This is a genomic window from Microbacterium sp. (assembly GCF_036566905.1).
In the GTDB taxonomy this organism is placed as follows: domain Bacteria; phylum Actinomycetota; class Actinomycetes; order Actinomycetales; family Microbacteriaceae; genus Microbacterium.
The window spans coordinates 1-16120 of the sequence record NZ_DATCVK010000115.1 but is presented as its reverse complement, the minus strand read 5'-3'; the positions used below and the strand labels follow the sequence as shown (position 1 = coordinate 16120).

At 71.6% G+C, this 16120-nt stretch carries 16 protein-coding genes, 1 tRNA gene and 1 pseudogene; 13 read left to right on the top strand and 5 right to left on the bottom strand.

Features of this window, described 5'->3' with window-relative positions; all coding sequences use genetic code 11:
- From VIP82_RS08710 to VIP82_RS08695, 4 genes are all read left to right on the top strand, one after another.
- Positions 1-642, top strand: a 642-nt coding sequence (locus tag VIP82_RS08710) for an acyl-CoA carboxylase biotin carboxyl carrier protein subunit (RefSeq protein ID WP_331907657.1), incomplete at its 5' end; no start/stop codon positions are given.
- 14 nt (positions 643-656) lie between these two features.
- The gene (locus tag VIP82_RS08705) at positions 657-1808 is read left to right on the top strand and encodes an acyl-CoA dehydrogenase family protein (RefSeq protein ID WP_331907655.1); all 1152 of its coding nucleotides are present in this window, start codon (positions 657-659) and stop codon (positions 1806-1808) included.
- 16 nt (positions 1809-1824) lie between these two features.
- Positions 1825-2349: a MaoC family dehydratase gene (locus VIP82_RS08700; RefSeq protein WP_331907653.1), complete on the top strand. Its 525-nt coding sequence runs from the start codon at positions 1825-1827 to the stop codon at positions 2347-2349.
- Positions 2346-3155 carry an HpcH/HpaI aldolase/citrate lyase family protein gene (locus VIP82_RS08695; RefSeq protein ID WP_331907651.1) on the top strand — a complete coding sequence of 270 codons (810 nt, stop codon included), beginning with the start codon at positions 2346-2348 and terminating at the stop codon, positions 3153-3155. Before VIP82_RS08700 ends, VIP82_RS08695 begins: the two co-directional genes overlap by 4 nt.
- Before the next feature lie 18 nt (positions 3156-3173).
- Here VIP82_RS08695 and VIP82_RS08690 read toward each other — a convergent pair whose 3' ends face one another.
- Both VIP82_RS08690 and VIP82_RS08685 read right to left on the bottom strand, forming a co-directional pair.
- Positions 3174-3797: a histidine phosphatase family protein gene (locus tag VIP82_RS08690; RefSeq protein WP_331907649.1), complete on the bottom strand. Its 624-nt coding sequence runs from the start codon at positions 3795-3797 to the stop codon at positions 3174-3176.
- Positions 3798-3835: 38 nt separating this feature from the next.
- A complete protein-coding gene (locus VIP82_RS08685) occupies positions 3836-4690 on the bottom strand; it encodes a Sir2 family NAD-dependent protein deacetylase (protein WP_414684643.1) in 855 nt (284 codons plus the stop codon).
- Between the two features lie 81 nt (positions 4691-4771).
- Between VIP82_RS08685 and VIP82_RS08680 the strand changes: the two genes are divergently transcribed.
- Positions 4772-5545, top strand: a complete 774-nt coding sequence (locus VIP82_RS08680; protein WP_331907647.1) for a class I SAM-dependent methyltransferase — start codon at positions 4772-4774, stop codon at positions 5543-5545.
- Between the two features lie 29 nt (positions 5546-5574).
- Positions 5575-6378: a TrmH family RNA methyltransferase gene (locus tag VIP82_RS08675; protein ID WP_331907645.1), complete on the top strand. Its 804-nt coding sequence runs from the start codon at positions 5575-5577 to the stop codon at positions 6376-6378.
- 50 nt (positions 6379-6428) lie between these two features.
- Here the strand turns inward: VIP82_RS08675 and VIP82_RS08670 are convergent, their stop codons facing one another.
- Together VIP82_RS08670 and VIP82_RS08665 are read right to left on the bottom strand one after the other, a co-directional pair.
- On the bottom strand, positions 6429-7118 hold the full coding sequence (locus tag VIP82_RS08670) for an SDR family oxidoreductase (RefSeq protein WP_331907643.1): 690 nt from the start codon (positions 7116-7118) through the stop codon (positions 6429-6431).
- A 1-nt stretch (position 7119) separates the two neighbouring features.
- Positions 7120-8010 carry an SGNH/GDSL hydrolase family protein gene (locus tag VIP82_RS08665; protein WP_331907641.1) on the bottom strand — a complete coding sequence of 297 codons (891 nt, stop codon included), beginning with the start codon at positions 8008-8010 and terminating at the stop codon, positions 7120-7122.
- Positions 8011-8175: 165 nt separating this feature from the next.
- On the opposite strand from VIP82_RS08665, the gene VIP82_RS08660 reads away from it, so the two are divergent.
- The 5 genes from VIP82_RS08660 to VIP82_RS08640 all read left to right on the top strand — a co-directional run bounded on the left by VIP82_RS08660 (position 8176) and on the right by VIP82_RS08640 (position 13752).
- Positions 8176-10026 carry a DEAD/DEAH box helicase gene (locus VIP82_RS08660; protein WP_331907659.1) on the top strand — a complete coding sequence of 617 codons (1851 nt, stop codon included), beginning with the start codon at positions 8176-8178 and terminating at the stop codon, positions 10024-10026.
- A 174-nt stretch (positions 10027-10200) separates the two neighbouring features.
- The gene (locus VIP82_RS08655; protein WP_331907639.1) at positions 10201-11289 is read left to right on the top strand and encodes a VIT1/CCC1 transporter family protein; all 1089 of its coding nucleotides are present in this window, start codon (positions 10201-10203) and stop codon (positions 11287-11289) included.
- Between the two features lie 81 nt (positions 11290-11370).
- A tRNA-Leu gene (locus VIP82_RS08650) sits at positions 11371-11455 on the top strand.
- Between the two features lie 117 nt (positions 11456-11572).
- Positions 11573-12874, top strand: coding sequence for a M20/M25/M40 family metallo-hydrolase (locus VIP82_RS08645; protein WP_331907637.1), 1302 nt, complete (start codon positions 11573-11575; stop codon positions 12872-12874).
- 56 nt (positions 12875-12930) lie between these two features.
- Positions 12931-13752, top strand: a complete 822-nt coding sequence (locus tag VIP82_RS08640) for an undecaprenyl-diphosphate phosphatase (protein ID WP_331907635.1) — start codon at positions 12931-12933, stop codon at positions 13750-13752.
- 232 nt (positions 13753-13984) lie between these two features.
- On the opposite strand, the gene VIP82_RS08635 is transcribed toward VIP82_RS08640, so the two are convergent.
- Positions 13985-14860 carry a PAC2 family protein gene (locus VIP82_RS08635; RefSeq protein WP_308867359.1) on the bottom strand — a complete coding sequence of 292 codons (876 nt, stop codon included), beginning with the start codon at positions 14858-14860 and terminating at the stop codon, positions 13985-13987.
- Between the two features lie 91 nt (positions 14861-14951).
- Between VIP82_RS08635 and VIP82_RS08630 the strand changes: the two genes are divergently transcribed.
- The gene (locus tag VIP82_RS08630) at positions 14952-15659 is read left to right on the top strand and encodes an HAD family hydrolase (RefSeq protein ID WP_331907633.1); all 708 of its coding nucleotides are present in this window, start codon (positions 14952-14954) and stop codon (positions 15657-15659) included.
- Positions 15656-16120 (top strand): annotated as a pseudogene (locus tag VIP82_RS08625) (tRNA (adenine-N1)-methyltransferase); the annotation flags it as partial. The gene VIP82_RS08630 and the pseudogene VIP82_RS08625, both read left to right, overlap by 4 nt.

Genomic DNA, 16120 nt, shown 5'->3' with positions numbered 1-16120 from the left:
GCCGAACCGGTCCGCGCGGCGGCCGGTCCGCTGTGGCTCGCGGGTACCGGCTGGCGCGCGGGGAGCGCACCGGTCGGCCGCACGATCGCGGTCGAAGAGGAGAACGGCGCGATCACCGCCGTGGCCGCTCCCGACCTCGCGCCGGCCTCGTTCTCCGCCATGGACCCACGGCGAGCTCCGGCGTCGTCCGCATCCGGCCGCGTCGTCTCCTCGCCGCACCGTGAATCGCACGCCGCTGCCAAGGCGCCCGGCCTCGGCGTGACGGTGGCCACGGACGCCGCAGGGTGGACGTGGGTGCACGCGGACGCCGCGACACACCGCCTGCGCCCCCTCACCCGCCGGGAGGCGATGGAGAAGCGCCTGGTCGCCCGCGAGCGCGATGCCGCTGCCACCGATCCGGAACTGCGCGCCCCGATGCCGGGCGCCGTCGTCGCGCTCCACGTCGCCGATGGCGCGGTCGTCGCCCCCGGCGACCGGATCGTCACCATCGAGGCCATGAAGATGGAGCACCCCGTCGTCGCACCCCACGCGGGCGTCGTGCGCCTCGATGTCGCCACCGGCGACCAGGTGCGCCGCGACCAGGTGCTCGCGCACGTCACCGCCGCAGAATCCGCCCATGAGGCATCCGACACCCCCGCCTGAAATCCGAGGAAGCCATGGACCACTTCAACCTGACCGACGACGAGCGAGAGCTCGCCCGCATGGTGCGCGACTTCGCCGACGAGGTCGTCGCCCCGCGGGCCTACGAAGCCGACCGTACGAAGACCCTGCCGATGGACGTCGTCGCCCAGATGGGCGAGCTGGGCCTGTTCGGCCTGCCGTTCCCCGAGGAGTACGGCGGGCAGGGCGGTGACTACTTCGCCCTGTGCCTCGCGATCGAGGCGCTCGGGCGCGTCGACCAGTCGATCGCCATCACGCTGGAAGCCGGTGTCAGCCTCGGTGCGATGCCGGTGTTCCGCTTCGGCACGGAGGAGCAGAAGCAGGCGCTGCTGCCCGATCTGCTGGCGGGCAAGGCGCTCGCGGGCTTCGGCCTCACCGAGCCCGAGGCGGGCTCGGACGCCGGTGCGACGCGCACCACGGCGAGGCTCGAGGGCGGCGAGTGGGTCATCAACGGCTCGAAGCAGTTCATCACCAACTCGGGGACGTCCATCACCCGGTTCGTGACCGTCACGGCGGTCACGGGGGAGCAGGACGGTCGCAAGCAGATCTCGACCATCATCGTGCCGTCGGGCACACCCGGGTTCACGGTCGAGCCCGGCTACGACAAGGTCGGCTGGCACGCCTCCGACACGCATCCGCTGACGTTCCAGGACGCGCGTGTGCCCGAGGAGAATCTGCTCGGCGAGCGGGGTCGCGGCTTCGCGAACTTCCTCCACATCCTCGACGAGGGACGCATCGCCATCGCGGCGCTGTCGACCGGTGCCGCGGAGGGATGCCTGGAGGCCGCCGTCGACTACGCCAAGAAGCGCACGGTGTTCGGTGACGCGCTCGCGACGAGGCAGGGCATCCAGTTCCTCCTCGCACGCATGCAGCTTCGCGTGCACAACGCGCGCCTCGCGTGGCACCACGCCGCGCGACTGCGCGGCGCGGGAAAGCCCTTCAAGACCGAGGCGGCGATCGCCAAGCTCACCGCGAGCGATGCGGCGATGGACAACGCGCGCGACGCGACCCAGGTCTTCGGCGGCAACGGGTTCATGAACGAGTACCCGGTCGCACGCCATTACCGCGACTCGAAGATCCTCGAGATCGGCGAGGGCACGAACGAGGTGCAGCTGCTCGTGATCGCACGGGCGCTGGGCGTGGCGTGAGGGTAGCGTGACAGACGTGACGCGTGACGCCGCCGAGAACCCCGCCGCCGACGGCCCGTCCCGGGTCGTGCAGCGGGGACTCTGGTACGACGAGCTCGCCGTCGGCGCGACCTATCTGCATCGTCCCGGTCGCACCGCCACCGAGGCGGACAACGTGCTGTTCTCCTCGCTCACGATGAACGCGCAGGCGCTGCACCTGGATGCCGCGTTCTCGGAGACGCAGCCGTTCGGCCAGCGCCTCATGAACTCGATGTGGACGCTGGCGACGATGGTCGGCGCATCCGTCTCGCAGATCACGCAGGGAACGCTCGTCGCGCAGCTCGGCCTGACCGACATCTCGTTCCCGGCGCCCCTGTTCCACGGCGACACCCTGTACACCGAGACAGAGGTCGTCGACAAGCGGCTCTCGGCGTCGAGGCCAGGGCAGGGCATCGTGACCCTTCGTCACACCGGACGCAACCAGCGCGGCGAGGTCGTCGCGGTGGCCACGCGGACCGCCCTGATGTGGTGCGCGCCGCAGACCCCCGAGAGGACCCCATGAGCTTCGACCTCGGCCCTGCGCTGCTGTTCTGCCCGGCGGACCGCCCCGAGCGGTACGCCAAGGCGTTCGATCGTGCGGATGCCGTCATCCTCGACCTGGAGGACGCGGTGGCGCCCGCCGACAAGACGGCCGCCCGAGGCCACCTCATCGAGTCCGAGCTCGACCCCGCACGGGTCATCGTGCGCGTCAATCCGCCCGAGACCGATGCGTTCACGGCCGACATGGCGACGCTCTCGCAGACCGACTACCGGCGCATCATGGTGGCGAAATCCGAGTCGCCCAAGCGCACCGCCCGCATAGACGCGCGCTTCGAGGTCGTCGCGCTGTGCGAGACGGCGAAGGGCGTCGCCCAGGCCGACCGCATCGCCGCCCTCGACAACGTCGTGGCGCTGATGTGGGGAGCGGAGGACCTGGTGGCGAGCCTCGGCGGCACCTCCAGCCGCAAGCCCAACGGCCGCTACCGAGACATCGCGCGTCACGCCCGCTCGCGGGTGCTGCTCGCGGCGGGCGCACGCGGCAAGGCTGCGATCGACGCCGTGCATCTCGACATCGACGACGTGAAGCGCCTCGCGATCGAAGCGGCGGATGCCTCGGCATCCGGATTCCGCGCCACCGCGTGCATCCATCCGAGCCAGGTCCCCGTCATCCGCGCCGCGTACCGCCCCGACGAGAAGACCGTCGCGTGGGCGCGTGGTGTGCTCGGCGCCGCGCAGACCGAGCGCGGCGTGTTCTCCTACGAGGGACGCATGGTCGACGAGCCCGTGCTGCGGCACGCGCGCGGCGTGCTGGCCCGGGCAGACGGCTGAGTCGCGACGCCGTCGGCGTCAGGCCGCGAAACCCGCGTAGGCGATGAGCCGCAGGTGGTCGCGCTCGTAGACGAAGTCGTGCGTCGACCCGTTGGCGAGGCGCTCGCCCACGGGCGGCAGCTCGCCGGCCGTGGCGTGGCGGATCAGCTCCCGGATCAGCGCGCCGTGACTCACGACGATGAGGTTCGCGGCCGCAGGCGCGGTCGCGCGGCGGTGATCGCGGACGGCGCGGCCGAGAGCCGCGATGCCCCGCGTGCGCAGCTCCGGCCACGGCTCGGCACCGGGAATCTCGGCGCTGTGCCAGTCGCCCCAGCGGGCGCGGAACTCTTCGACGTCGATGCCCTCCGCCTCTCCGTACGAGCGCTCGCGCAGTCCGCGATACGTCTGCGGCGCGGCGAGGCCGAGCTCGGTGGCGATGATCTCGGCCGTCTCGCGGGCACGGGCGAGATCGCTCGAGACGATCGTCGCCGGCACGGCGTCTGCCCGTCGATCAGCACCGTCGAGGCGCTCGCGCAGCACGGTCGCGGTGGCGCGGGCCTGCGCGCGGCCCGTGTCGTTGAGGGGGATGTCGGTCGCACCCTGGATCCGCCGATCGCGGTTCCAGTCGGTCTCGCCGTGGCGGATCAGGGTGAGAGCGGTCATCCTCCGACCCTACCCGGGCCGCCTGAACGCGAGATGCGTCAGGCGAGGGACGGCAGGCCGTCGGCCAGTGCCCGCAGGACCTCGCTGGTGCCGGCGTCGATCTTGACCGTCGCACGCGCGTCGCCGCGGGTGACGCCGCGGTTCACGATCACGACCGGCAGGCGCCGGCGGCGCGCACGCTCGAGGAGACGGATGCCGGAGTTCACGACGAGCGAGGAGCCGGCGATGAGGAGCGCCCCGCTCGTGTGCACGAGCTGCTCGGCCTCCCGGAACTTTTCGGCGGGGATGAACTCCCCGAAGAAGACGACGTCGGGCTTCAGCATCCCGCCGCACACGCTGCAGGCCGGGATGCGGAATCCTTCGGTGCTCTCGGGGAGCACGTCGCCGTCAGGCCCGAGTGCGACGTTCTCGGGGACGCGGATCCACGGATTGTCGTCTTCGACGCGGCGGGCGAGGTCGCGGCGGTCGAACACCTGCCCGCAGTGCGTGCAGAAGATGCGGCGCATCGTGCCGTGCAGTTCCACCACGCGCCGGCTGCCGGCCCGGACGTGAAGGCCGTCGACGTTCTGCGTGACGACACCGGTGGCAAGCCCCCGCGCCTCGAGGGCGGCGATCGCCCGATGACCGGGGTTGGGCTCGGCCGCGGCGAACGCCTTCCAGCCGAGGTGGCTGCCCACCCAGTACCGCCGCCGCGAGGCGTCGCTGGAGAGGAACTGCTCGACCGTCATGGGGGTCCGCACCGGCGCACCCGCGCCGCGGTAGTCGGGGATGCCGGAATCGGTGGAGACGCCGGCGCCGGTCAGCACCGCGATGCGGCGGCCGGAGAGCGTGGCGATGGCCTCGGCCACGGCATCCGTCGTCCGGGCGTCCAGTCCGGTCGAAATCGTCGTCACGGCGCACCCCCTTCGCGTCGAGTGTAGGCCTCTCGGTTTTCCGGGATGTTACGGCGGCCCCCCGCGTGCCAGGATGAGCGCGTGGGCGGCTTCGGGGATGTCAGCGCAGAGGCGTACGCGCGCTTCATGGGCCGCTTCTCGACACCGCTCGCGGTGCCGTTCGCCACGGTGGGGCTCGAAGGCGTGGACCCCGAGGCCCGTGTGCTGGACGTCGGCTGCGGCCCGGGCATGCTCACCCTCGAGCTCGCGCGACGCCGGGGAGCGGCGGCCGTGAGCGCGGTGGATCCTGAACCGGTGTTCGCGGCGGCGACCGCCGAAGCCTGCCCCGGAGTGGATGTGCGCGTGGCCACTGCCGAGGAGCTCCCCTTCGGCGAGGGGGAGTTCGGCGCCGCGCTCGCGCAGCTCGTCGTGCACTTCATGACTGATCCGGTGCGGGGCGTGGGAGAGATGGCGCGTGTGACCGCCGTCGGCGGACGTGTCTCGGCATGCGTGTGGGATCACGCCGGGGGCGGCGGACCGCTCTCGGACTTCTGGCGCATCGCACGTCGTCTCGACGACGGCGTGCGTGGCGAAGCCTCTCTCAGCGGTGCCGCCGAAGGGCAGCTGGTCGAGATCTTCGAGCGCGCGGGCCTCGGAGACGTGACGCAGACGGTTGTCCAGAGCACGGTGGCGATGAGCGGCTTCGACGACTGGTGGGAGCCGTTCCTCCTCGGCGTCGGGCCGGCGGGGCGTTATGTGGCGACGCTGGACGAGCCCGGCGTGGCCCGCCTGGCGAGCGCCCTGCGTGACGAGTTCGGCGAGGGGCCGTTCACGGTGACGGCGCGGGCCTGGACGGCGGTCGGCACGCGCGTCTGAGCCGTCGATGCGTGCGACGATGGGACGCGATGCACGCGATCCACATCACCGACGCGGCGGACGAACGACTCGCGGACTATCGCGATCTCACGGACGTCGCGCTCCGGCGCGTGCTCGAGCCCGAAGGCGGCCTGTACATCGCCGAGTCGGCCAAGGTCATCGCGCGCGCGCTCAGGGCGGGTCACCGCCCGCGATCTGTGCTCGTGCAGGAGAAGTGGCTGGGTGACATCGAGCAGGTGCTCGCCGACGCGGCGGTGCCGGTCTACGTCGTCGCTCCGGAGATCGCCGAAGCCCTGACCGGCTACGCCGTGCACCGGGGCGCCCTCGCGTCGATGCATCGGCCGGAGCTGCCGACCGTCGCCGAGGTGGTCGCCGGCGCACGGCTCGTCGTCGTGCTCGACGACATCGTCGACCACACCAATGTCGGCGCCATCTTCCGCGCGGCCGCCGGGCTCGGTGCCGATGCGGTGCTCGTCAGCCCGCGCTGCGCGGACCCGCTGTACCGGCGCAGCGTGCGGGTGAGCATGGGGACGGTGTTCCAGGTGCCGTGGACGCGGCTGCCCGAATGGAGAGAAGCGCGTGCGGTGCTGCACGAGGCGGGCTTCGTGCTCGCGGCGCTCGCGCTCGCTCACGACGCCGTCGGCCTCGACGAGTTCGGCGCTCGGCGGCCCGAGCGGGTCGCACTGATGCTGGGCGCCGAGGGGGACGGGCTCTCCCGCAGCGCGCTCCAGGTCGCCGACACCGTCGTCACGATCCCGATGGCCGCGGGCGTGGACTCGCTGAACGTGGCTGCGGCGAGCGCAGTCGCGTTGTGGGAGCTGCGGACGCGCTGAGCCGCGTCGCGCCGATGTCACGACGGCGGTCGGCGCGCGGCGGCGTCCGCTCAGGCGCCCGGGCGGATCGTCAGCTCGGTGAGGTCCGCATCATGCGGCAGATCGATCGCCGCCAGGATCGCGGTGGCGATGGAGGCCGGCTCGATCCACTGAGATGCGTCATAGTGCGCGCCCTCCTGCTGGTGCACCTTCTCCTGCATGGGCGTCGCCGTGCGGCCGGGGTACACCGTCGTCACGCGCACGCCGTGGGCGCGCTCCTCCTCACGGAGCGCATCGGCGATCGCGCGGACCGCGAACTTGCTCGCGGCGTACGACCCCCATTCGGGGCTGACCCTCAGCCCGGCGCCGGAGTTCACGAACACCACGCGCCCCCGCGCCGTGCGCAGGGCGGGGAGCATCAGCCGCGTCAGCTCCGCCGGTGAGACGGCGTTGACGTTCAGCTGGTGCTGCCAGGTCGTCACGGGGGTCTCACCCACGGCGCCGAGCTCGACGACGCCGGCCACGTGGATCAGCGAGTCGAGCTGCGGCGGCACGCTCTGGTGGCTGAACGCCCACGACAGGCGCGCCGGGTCGGAGAGGTCGCCCACAAGGGTCCGCGCGTCGGGGAAGCGCTCGCGCAGCTGTGCGGCGCGACCTGCATCGCGCACGAGCAGCCAGAGGTCGTCACCGCGCTCGGCGAGCCGTTCGGCGACCGCCGCGCCGATCCCGGATCCTGCTCCGGTGACGAGATGCGTCGCCACCTCAGACCTCCTCGGGGCGGTCCGCGGGGTGCGCATCGCCCGAGGACGCCGACCGGGAACCCTGCTGTCCCGGCGCCAGCGTGATGACCGGCAGCGGGTCGGGGCGCTTGGCCGTCACATGATCGCCCGACGACTGGTGGCGCACGCGCCGCAGCACCCACGGCACGAAGTACTCCCGAGCCCACACCAGGTCGACCGCGCGCGCCTCGCGCCACGTGCGGAGGGGGAGCGGGTCGGGCTGCATCGGCTGCAGATCGTTCGGCACGTTCAGCGACCTCAGCACCATACGCGCCACCTCGTGATGGCCGAGGGTGTTGTAGTGGAGGCGGTCGTCGTCGAAGAAGCGCATGTCCTGCACCTCTTTCAGCGCCCACTGGTCGGCGACGATGCAGTCGTACCGGTCGGCGATGGCGCGGATGTTCTCGTTGTAGATGGCGACCTTGCCCCGGATGCCGCGGAAGACCGGCGTGAATGCGGTGTCGATGCCCGTGAAGACGACCACCGTGGCGCCGTCGCCCGAGAGGCGCACGACGGCGTCCTCGAAGAGCTGCGCGACCTTGTCGGGGTCGCCGTTCGGGCGGATGACGTCGTTGCCGCCCGCTGAGAAGGTCACGAGGTCGGGCTTCAGGGCGATGGCCGGCTCCACCTGCTCGTGCACGATCTGGGCGATGAGCCGGCCGCGGACGGCGAGATTGGCGTACGCGAAGTCGTCCACCTGCTCCGACAGCACCTCGGCGACCCGGTCCGCCCACCCGCGGACACCGTTCGGCGCGGCCGGCTCGCGATCGCCCACACCCTCGGTGAACGAGTCGCCCAGGGCGACATAGCGACGCCAGGGGTGCGTCTCGGCGTTCGCGATGTAGGGGGTGCGGGGATCTTCTGTCGTGGGCATCCGTCTTCCGTTCCTCGGCTCGTGACCGAGAGTCAGGCTACCCCTGTCGCCGACCCTCGATGTCGTGCCGGTCGTCTATCGTGGTGACTCGTTGTCTAGGGGGAGGTGCATTCGGTGACGGACGAAACGACGATCGAATCGCAGGCCGCGTCCCCCTCGACCCCGATCGCCGATACGCACAGCGCCGAGCCGCACATCGGCAGCTTCGCAGCCGAGCACCTGTCGCCGACCTACCCGCAGCGCGCGCCGTGGGGCACCGCGCAGCGCCTGCGCGCATGGCAGGCAGAGGCGCTCGACCTGTACTTCGGGATGGACGGCCCCGACGGTCCCGGCGGCGGTCCGCGCGACTTCCTCGCGGCGGCCACGCCGGGCGCCGGCAAGACGACGTTCGCCCTGCGCCTGGCGAGCGAGCTCCTGCGTCGCCGCATCGTCAACCGCGTCGTCGTGGTCGCGCCGACCGAGCACCTCAAGACCCAGTGGGCGGATGCCGCGGCCCGCGTCGGCATCCGCCTCGATCCCGCCTTCAGCAACCGTCACGTCGCCCCTGCCCGCCAGTACCACGGCGTGGCCGTGACGTACGCACAGGTCGCGGTGAAGGCATCCGTCCATCAGCGTCTGACGATGGACGCGCGCACGCTCGTGATCCTCGACGAGGTGCACCACGGCGGTGACGCGCTCAGCTGGGGCGACGCGCTCCGCGAGGCGTATGCGCGGGCGACCCGGCGTCTGCTCCTCAGCGGAACGCCGTTCCGCAGCGATACCGCGCCGATCCCGTTCGTCGAGTATCACCCCGATCCCAAGGGCATCCGGGTCTCGCGCAGCGACTACGCGTACGGCTATCGGCGCGCGCTCGAGGACGGCGTGGTCCGGCCGGTGATCTTCCTCGTGTACGCCGGCCACATGCGGTGGCGTACCAAGACCGGCGACGAGATGGAAGCGCATCTCGGACAGGACAACACCAAGGACATCACCTCCCAGGCGTGGCGCACCGCGCTCGACCCGGAAGGCGACTGGATCCCCGCGGTGCTGCGGTCGGCCGACCGGCGCCTCGCCGAGGTTCGCGAGCACGTGCCGGATGCCGGCGGACTGGTGATCGCGACCGATCAGACCGCCGCGCGCGCGTACGCCGCGATCCTGCACGAGATCAGCGGCGAGGCCCCGACGGTGGTGCTCTCGGACGAGGCGGAGGCCTCGAGCCGCATCGAGGAGTTCTCGGCGTCGACGAGCCGGTGGATGGTCGCGGTGCGGATGGTGTCGGAAGGCGTGGACGTGCCGCGCCTCGCCGTCGGCGTCTACGCCACGAGCGCATCGACGCCCCTGTTCTTCGCGCAGGCGATCGGCCGCTTCGTGCGCGCCCGCCGCCGCGGCGAGACGGCCAGCGTGTTCCTTCCCAACGTGCCGCAGCTGCTCGCGCTCGCCAACGAGATGGAGCGGCATCGCGATCACGCGCTCGACCGCGACACCGACGGCGAGGACGAGTGGAACGCCGAAGAAGACCTGATGGATGCGGCCGAGCGCGAAGACAAGGCGTCCGACGCGCTCACCGAGGAGTTCACCTACCAGGCGCTCGGCTCGCTCGCGCACTTCGACCGGGTGCTGTTCGACGGCAAGGAGTTCGGTCAGCTCGCCGTCCCTGGCACGCCCGAGGAGGAGGAGTTCCTCGGCATCCCCGGCCTGCTCGAGCCCGAGCACGTGCACGAGCTGCTCATGCAGCGGCAGTCGCGCCAGACGCGCCACCGCCACGCCCGTGAAGCGCATGATCGCCAGGCTCAGCAGGCGGGGCCGGAGGGCGTCCCGGAGCAGCCTGCTCTGCCGCAGGCACTGCATCGCACGCTCAAGGAGCAGCGCCAGCTGCTCAACAGCCTCGTCGGCCTTTACGCCCGCCAGACCGGCGAGGCGCACGGGCTGGTGCACGCGGAGCTGCGGCGCATCTGCGGCGGCCCCGCGGTGTCGCACGCCACGGTCGCGCAGCTGCAGTCGCGGATCGACGTGCTGCGCAAGCGCGTCCGCTCCTGACGCGGGCGCCCGCCGCACCGCCATCCCCGCGGAGGGGGCCGTCCGAGGGTGCGTGCGCCTGCCGATCGCCGGGCCGTTCGGAGCCCCGAAATGCTGGCAATCCTCGATTTCGGCGCGGGCGGACTCGGCGCGCTGGCTAGCGTTGACGGGTCCCGCACCCCGACTGGAGGCTCCGTGAGCACGCCCCCCGCACCCACCGACCGCGATCGGCGCCGCTGGGCGACGTATCTCGTGAACGAGCGCGCCGAGGCGCGCGTGTACCGCGAGCTGGCGGGTCGGCGCACCGGCGAGGAGCGCGCGATCCTCCTCGCGCTCGCCGACGCGGAGGGTCGCCACGAGGCGCACTGGCTCGAGCTGCTGGGGGCGGAGCCCGCACGGCTGCCACGACCCGACGTGCGCACGCGGCTGCTCGGCTGGATGGCGAAGAGCTTCGGGTCGATCTTCGTGCTGGCCCTCGCGCAGAACGCCGAGGCCCGCTCGCCGTACGACGACGAGCCGTTCGCGACCGCCACGATGGCGGCGGATGAGAAGGTGCACCACGAGGTCGTGCGCGGCCTCGCCGCGCGCGGACGCCGCCGTCTGTCGGGGACCTTCCGGGCGGCCGTCTTCGGCGCGAACGACGGCCTGGTGTCGAACCTCGCCCTCGTGATGGGCATCGGAGCGACCGGCGTGTCGAGCCAGTTCGTGCTCTTCAGCGGCATCGCCGGCCTCCTCGCGGGCGCACTGTCGATGGGGGCGGGCGAGTTCGTCTCGGTGCGGTCGCAGCGCGAGCTCCTGGCCGCCACCGAGCCGAGCGACTTCGCCGACAGCGGCATCCCGCATCTCGACATCGACGCCAACGAGCTGGCGCTCGTGTACCGGACACGCGGGATGCCGGAGGCCGAGGCATCCGCTCGCGCCCGGCGCGTCGTGGCGGCGGCGCGGGCCGCCGGGCAGGGCAGCGCCGACACCGGGCCGATCGTCGTCGCCGATCATGGCGAGGTCGTGGGCAGCGCCTGGGCAGCAGCGCTGTCGAGCTTCCTGTTCTTCGCCTCGGGTGCGATCATCCCGGTGCTGCCCTGGATCTTCGGGCTATCGGGCCTCACCGCCGTCGTTCTCGCCCTGGTTCTCGTGGGGATCGCGCTCATGTCGACCGGCGCCGCGGTAGGTCTCCTGTCGGGCGCTCCGCCGCTCCGGCGGGCGCTGCGGCAGCTCGCCATCGGATTCGGCGCCGCCGCCGTCACCTACGTGCTCGGGCTGCTGTTCGGCGTCTCGATGGGGTGACGCGCCCGGGCACCGCGCGATTCGTTGAACCTCCGGTGACGTGGTAATGTCATTCCTCGGTTGCGAAACCGGAAACCACTTGCGCGGGTGGCGGAATAGGTAGACGCGCTAGCTTGAGGTGCTAGTGCCCGTATAGGGCGTGGGGGTTCAAGTCCCCCCTCGCGCACAGTGAAGAAGGCCCCCGGAAGGGGGCCTTCTTTCGTGTGCGGATACCGTGCGATCCCGGCCGGTCGCCACGTCCTGCGAAACGGAAGGGAAACGAGTGACCGGTAGGTTGGAGCCCATGCCCTCACCCGATCTCGGACTCCCCGAAGTCGCCTCGGTGGCGCGGGATCTCATCCGCTTCGACACGACGAACCATGGCGGCGGCCGCGCCGCAGGGGAGCGCGAGGCTGCGGAGTACGTCGGCGCCTACCTGTCCGACCTCGGACTGACCCCCGAGTACTACGAGCCGATCCCGCGCCGCACCAACGTCATGGCGCGCGTGCCCGGCCGCAATCGCGACAAGCCGGCCCTCGTGCTGCACGGCCACCTCGACGTCGTCCCGGCCATCGCGGAGGACTGGAGCGTCGACCCGTTCGCGGGCGTCGTCCGCGACGGGATGCTGTGGGGCCGCGGTGCGGTGGACATGAAGGACATGGACGCCATGATCCTCACCTCGGTCGCCGACATCCTGCGCTCCGGCGGGCAGCCGGAGCGCGACCTCGTGCTGGCGTTCTTCGCCGACGAGGAGAACGGCGGCGTCGAGGGGTCCGCGCTCGTCGTCGAGAACCGCCCGGAGTGGTTCGCGGGTGCGACGGAGGCCATCAGCGAGGTCGGGGGCTACTCGATCCCGCTCGGCGATCGCCACGCGTACCTCCTCCAGGTGGGGGAGAAGGCCCTGGTGTGGATCCGGCTCGTCGCCCGCGGCCGCGCCGCCCACGGCTCCAGCTTCCACTCCGACAACGCCGTCACTCGCCTCGCCGAGGCCGTGGCGGCGCTCGGCCGCACCGCGTGGCCGGTGACCCTCACCGACACGACCCGCGAGATGACCGAGCGGCTGGCGGAGCTCACGGGCCAGGCCGCCGATGACCCCGACTCCGTCGCGGCGGCCGCGGGTGCGGCATCCGGATTCCTCCGCTCGACGCTGCGCACCACCACGAACCCGACCGGACTGGTCGCCGGCTACAAGCACAACGTCATCCCCGACCGCGCCGAGGCGCTGGTCGACGTGCGCGTGCTGCCCGGCACCGAGCAGGCCGCCCTCGCCGACATCCGCCGCATCGTCGGCGACGGCGTGGACGTCGAGGTGGTCCACCAGGACATCGGCCTCGAGGTCCCGTTCTCGGGAGACCTCGTCGACGCGATGGTGGCGGCGCTCGGCCGGCACGACCCCGGCGCGCCGGTCGTGCCCTACCTCATGGGCGGCGGCACCGACAACAAGGCGCTGGCCGCGCTAGGCATCTCCGGCTACGGCTTCGCCCCGCTGCGTCTGCCGGCCGACCTCGACTTCACCGGCATGTTCCACGGCGTCGACGAGCGCGTCCCGATCGACGCGCTGGTCTTCGGCCAGGCTGTGCTCACCGACCTGCTCCGCACCTACTGAAGTCCCCGTCGGGTGCCGCGACAGCGGCATCCGTCAGGCCCGTCTGAAAGGCGCCCATGCTTCTCGAAGCGATCATCCTCGGCTTCGTCCAGGGACTGACCGAATTCCTGCCGATCTCATCGAGCGCCCACCTGCGCATCCTCGGCGAGTTCCTGCCGTCGGCGCAGGATCCCGGCGCCGCGTTCACCGCGATCACGCAGATCGGCACGGAGGCTGCGGTCGTCGTGTTCTTCTGGCGCGACATCGTGAGGATCATCGGGCACTGGTTCCGTGCCCTGTTCGGCCGGATCCCGCGCAACGACCCCGATGCGAAGCTCGGTTGGCTCATCATCATCGGCAGCATCCCGATCGTCGTGCTCGGCCTCCTCTTCCAGGACCAGATCGAGACCGTGCTGCGGTCGCTCTGGATCACGGCGGGAATGCTGATCTTCTTCGGCGTGCTGCTCGGCATCGCGGATCACGTCGGTGCCAAGCGGCGCAAGCTCGAGGACATCACGATCGGCAACGGCGTGATCTACGGCTTCGCGCAGTCGCTCGCGCTCATCCCCGGTGTGTCGCGCTCGGGCGGCACCATCACGGCGGGTCTCTTCATGGGATACGAGCGGGCGGCCGCCGCCCGCTACGCGTTCCTGCTCGCGATCCCGGCGGTCTTCGGCAGCGGCTTCTTCCAGCTGTTCAAGAGCCTCGACGAGCCGGGCGTGTTCACCCTCGGCGAGACGGCTGTGGCGACGGGTGTCGCGTTCATCGTGGCGCTGGGCGTGATCGCATTCTTCATGGCCTGGATCTCCAAGCACAGCTTCCTGCCGTTCGTGGTGTACCGCGTCGCGCTCGGCTCGCTGCTGCTGGTGCTGCTCAGCATGGGTGTCATCAACCCCTGACCGCCACTGAGCCTGACGAAGGTCCCTGAGCTCGTGGAAGGGCGCCGGGTCTGGTCCCTGAGCGCGTCGAAGGGCGCCGGGTCTGGTCCCTGAGCCTGGCGAAGGGCGCTTCGACAGGCTCAGCGAAGGCGCTTCGACAGGCTCACCGACCGGGAAGGCGGCCGCGGTACGCCGCAGCGACCGGGATGCGCCTGCAGTCAGCTGCAGCGACCGTGCGGAGGACGGATGCCGCTCAGCGGCGCGGGTCGTCGCGTCCGGGCTTGCTGGGCCCGTCGCCCGGCTTTCCGTCGGTACGGCGCAGGTAGCGCTCGAACTCCTGCGCGATCGCATCGCCCGACGCCTCGGGGGAGTCCCACGTGTCGCGCGTGCGCTCGAGCTGATGGATGTACTCCGTCATCTCCTCGTCGTCGGCCGCGGCCGCGTCGATCGAGGCCTCCCAGGCCGCCGCCTCGGTGGCGAGATCGCCGCGGGGGACCGGCGCGCCGGTGAGGTCCTCGAGCTTGTCGAGGAGCGCGAGCGTCGCCTTGGGCGACGGGGTGTGTCCGGCGACGTAATGCGGCACGCTCGCCCAGAGGCTGGCCGTGGGGATGCCGGCGCGCTCCGCGGCGTCGCCGAGCACGCTCAGGATGCCGACCGGCCCCTCGTACGAGCTGCGCTCCAGTTCGAGAGCACCGCGCAGGTTCTCGTTGTCGCTGCCCGCGAACACGGAGATGGGGCGCGTGTGCGGCACGTCCGACATCATCGAGCCGATCGCGACGAAGCCCGTGATGTCTTCCCGCAGCGCCATGTCGATGAACTCCGACGAGAACGCCTGCCACGCGCGGGCCGGCTCGACTCCCGTCAGCAGCCACAGCTGCGTGCCGCGGGTCGCGCGCGCCGGGCGCAGCAGCGAGGCCTCCGGCCAGCGGAGCGTGCGTCGTCCGTCGCCGTCCGCGGCGATGTGCGGGCGCGTGTACTGGTAGTCGAAGTAGAGCTCGGGATCCACCGAGAAGACGGTCTCGTACGATCCGCCCTCGCGCAGCTGCGTGATGGCGGACGACGCGGCTTCGCCCGCGTCGTTCCATCCATCGAATGCGGCGACGAGAACACGACGACCCAGTCCGTCCACGGGACCCCCTCCGCCCGCATCGGCCGCGGGCTCCATCCAGGATATGCCCCCCTCTCCACGGAGGGCCGGAGCCCTCTCGTAGGATTGCACGGTGAATGAGCCCCGCCTCTCGGCCGTCCTGTGGGATATGGACGGCACCCTCGTCGACACCGAGCCGTATTGGATGGCGGCGGAGACGCCGCTCATCGAGAGCTTCGGCGGGACGTGGTCGCACGAGCAGGCGCTGGGCTTGGTGGGCCTCGGGCTCGAGGATTCGGCGCGCATCCTTCAGGAGACCGGGGTGCGCATGAGCACCGACGCCATCATCGATCACCTCACCGACGACGTCATGCGTCAGCTGAATGTCACCGGGGTGCCGTTCCGGCCCGGTGCGCGCGAGCTGCTCGCGAACCTCCGCGATGCCGGCATCAAGACGGGCCTCGTGACGATGTCGATGCGCCGGATGGCGCAGACCGTCGTCGACCTCATCGACTTCGAGGCCTTCGACGTCGTGATCGCGGGCGATGACGCGACCCGCCCGAAGCCCTTCCCCGACCCGTATCTGCAGGCGTGCGAGGCGCTCGGCGTCGCGCCGCATGAGACGGTGGCGATCGAGGACTCGCCGAACGGCCTGCGCTCGGCCGTGGCCTCGGGTGCCGCCGTGATCGGCGTGCCGCTCATGGTGTCGCTCACCGGTGCCGGCGCGCACACGCTGTGGGACACGCTCGACGGACGCACCGCCGACGACGTCATCGCCTTCCACGCGGCGCACCGCGCACGCGTCCACGCCTCCGACCCGGCCGAGGAGATCGCCCGATGACCGAGAACCTCGCCACTGCGGCGGTACGACCGAGCGGCCCTTTCCGGCTCGGCGACCGCGTCCAGCTCACCGGCCCGAAGGGCCGCCTCCACACCATCACGCTGCGCGAGGACGGCGAGCTGCACACGCACCACGGCGTGCTCAAGCACACGCAGCTGATCGGTCAGCCCGATGGTTCCGTTGTCGCCAACAGCGGCGGCCACGAGTATCTGGCGCTGCGCCCGCTGCTGCGCGATTTCGTGATGTCGATGCCGCGCGGCGCCGCCATCGTCTATCCGAAGGACGCCGCGCAGATCCTCGCGGAGGCCGACATCTTCCCCGGCGCCACCGTCGTGGAGGCCGGCGTCGGCTCGGGAGCGCTGTCGCTCTGGCTCCTGCGGGCGATCGGCGACGCCGGGAGGCTCGTGTCGTTCGAGCGCCGGGACGACTTCGCCGCCGTCGCCCGTGCGAACGTCGAGACG

What these genes read in the sequence shown, in the direction of transcription:
- VIP82_RS08705 (WP_331907655.1), top strand. Translation starts at nt 657, where the DNA reads ATGGACCACTTCAACCTGACCGACGACGAGCGAGAGCTCGCCCGCATG.
- VIP82_RS08695 (WP_331907651.1), top strand. Translation starts at nt 2,346, where the DNA reads ATGAGCTTCGACCTCGGCCCTGCGCTGCTGTTCTGCCCGGCGGACCGC.
- VIP82_RS08690 (WP_331907649.1), bottom strand. Translation starts at nt 3,797, where the DNA reads ATGACCGCTCTCACCCTGATCCGCCACGGCGAGACCGACTGGAACCGC.
- VIP82_RS08675 (WP_331907645.1), top strand. Translation starts at nt 5,575, where the DNA reads ATGCACGCGATCCACATCACCGACGCGGCGGACGAACGACTCGCGGAC.
- VIP82_RS08665 (WP_331907641.1), bottom strand. Translation starts at nt 8,010, where the DNA reads ATGCCCACGACAGAAGATCCCCGCACCCCCTACATCGCGAACGCCGAG.
- VIP82_RS08645 (WP_331907637.1), top strand. Translation starts at nt 11,573, where the DNA reads ATGCCCTCACCCGATCTCGGACTCCCCGAAGTCGCCTCGGTGGCGCGG.
- VIP82_RS08640 (WP_331907635.1), top strand. Translation starts at nt 12,931, where the DNA reads ATGCTTCTCGAAGCGATCATCCTCGGCTTCGTCCAGGGACTGACCGAA.